This window comes from Romboutsia sp. 13368 (assembly GCF_018336475.1).
Taxonomy (GTDB): domain Bacteria; phylum Bacillota; class Clostridia; order Peptostreptococcales; family Peptostreptococcaceae; genus Romboutsia.
On sequence record NZ_CP048741.1, the window covers coordinates 1,537,486 to 1,538,590 of the forward strand.

Annotated in this window: 1 protein-coding gene; it reads right to left on the reverse strand. The window is 26.6% G+C overall.

Going from position 1 to position 1,105, the window contains the following annotated elements; translation table 11 throughout:
- Nucleotides 1-118 precede the first annotated feature (118 nt).
- Nucleotides 119-994 carry a MurR/RpiR family transcriptional regulator gene (locus G3997_RS06195; protein ID WP_296644498.1) on the reverse strand — a complete coding sequence of 292 codons (876 nt, stop codon included), beginning with the start codon at nt 992-994 and terminating at the stop codon, nt 119-121.
- Nucleotides 995-1,105 lie beyond the last annotated feature (111 nt).

A 1,105-nucleotide genomic window follows, 5' to 3' on the forward strand; every position in this document is an offset into this window, starting at 1 on the left:
ATTTATTATATATAATTTTATTATACACTAAAAAAAGAGTATGCCAAAATCATATACTTATATACTTCTATATCACAATATATAAGTTCTATTCTTTTGATATACTCTATAATATAATCTATTCATAAACAGAATATTTTTCCCACATAGTTTCTAAATCATCAAATTGCTGTTTTATATTTTCCTTTTCCTTCATACCAACTGATACTATAAGTGCATTTGCCACACTTAAAGCTGGAACTAAAGAGTCAACAAATGATGCCATATTACTTTTTACTAATAATAAATTATCGCTTAAAGATGCAACTGGTGCAAATAAACTATCAGTTAAGGAAATTATATGTGCTCCTTTTTCCTTAGCATAACTTACTATTTGATAAGATTTTTTAGAATATCTTGGGAAACTTATTGATATTAAAACATCATCTTCATTTATCTTTACAACTTGTTCAAATGCATCTCCCATGTCCATTCTTACAACATGAACACTATCTAATATTATACCTAAGTAAAATCCTAAATACTGAGCTATTGTAAAAGAACTTCTCATTCCTAGAATATAAATTCGTTTTGCTTTTAAAATTCTATTTGCTGCTTCTTCAAATGCTTTTTCATCTATTTCATCTAAAGTTTCTTTTATGTTGTCCATATCACTTTTTAGTATTTTTTTAAGTATGGCAGAATCATCATTAAATTCTGTTACCATATCAACTCTTTGTACTGTAGTCAACTTATTTTTTATAAGCTCTTGAAGAGCATCTTGAAGTTTAGGATATCCAGAATATCCCAATGCATTTGCAAATCTTACAACAGTAGATTCACTAACACCTACTTCTTCTCCTAACTTACAAGCAGTCATAAATGCAACTTTATCATAGTTTTTTAAAATATATTGAGCTATAAGCTTTTGACCTTTACTAAATCTTGTATATTGAGACTGTATGTGAGATATTAAATATTTACTATCTTTTACTTCTTGCTTTTCGCCTTTCATGATTTCTCCTTTAATTACTCAAACCCATATTTAATTTTTTAATTTTTCGGTATATTGCAAAACTGTTTANTCCATCATTAATAAGAGATGTTAAACAACCATTAGTTTTAA

Excerpts from the sequence above, each read along its gene's own strand:
- G3997_RS06195 (WP_296644498.1), bottom strand. The coding sequence starts at position 994 with ATGAAAGGCGAAAAGCAAGAAGTAAAAGATAGTAAATATTTAATATCT.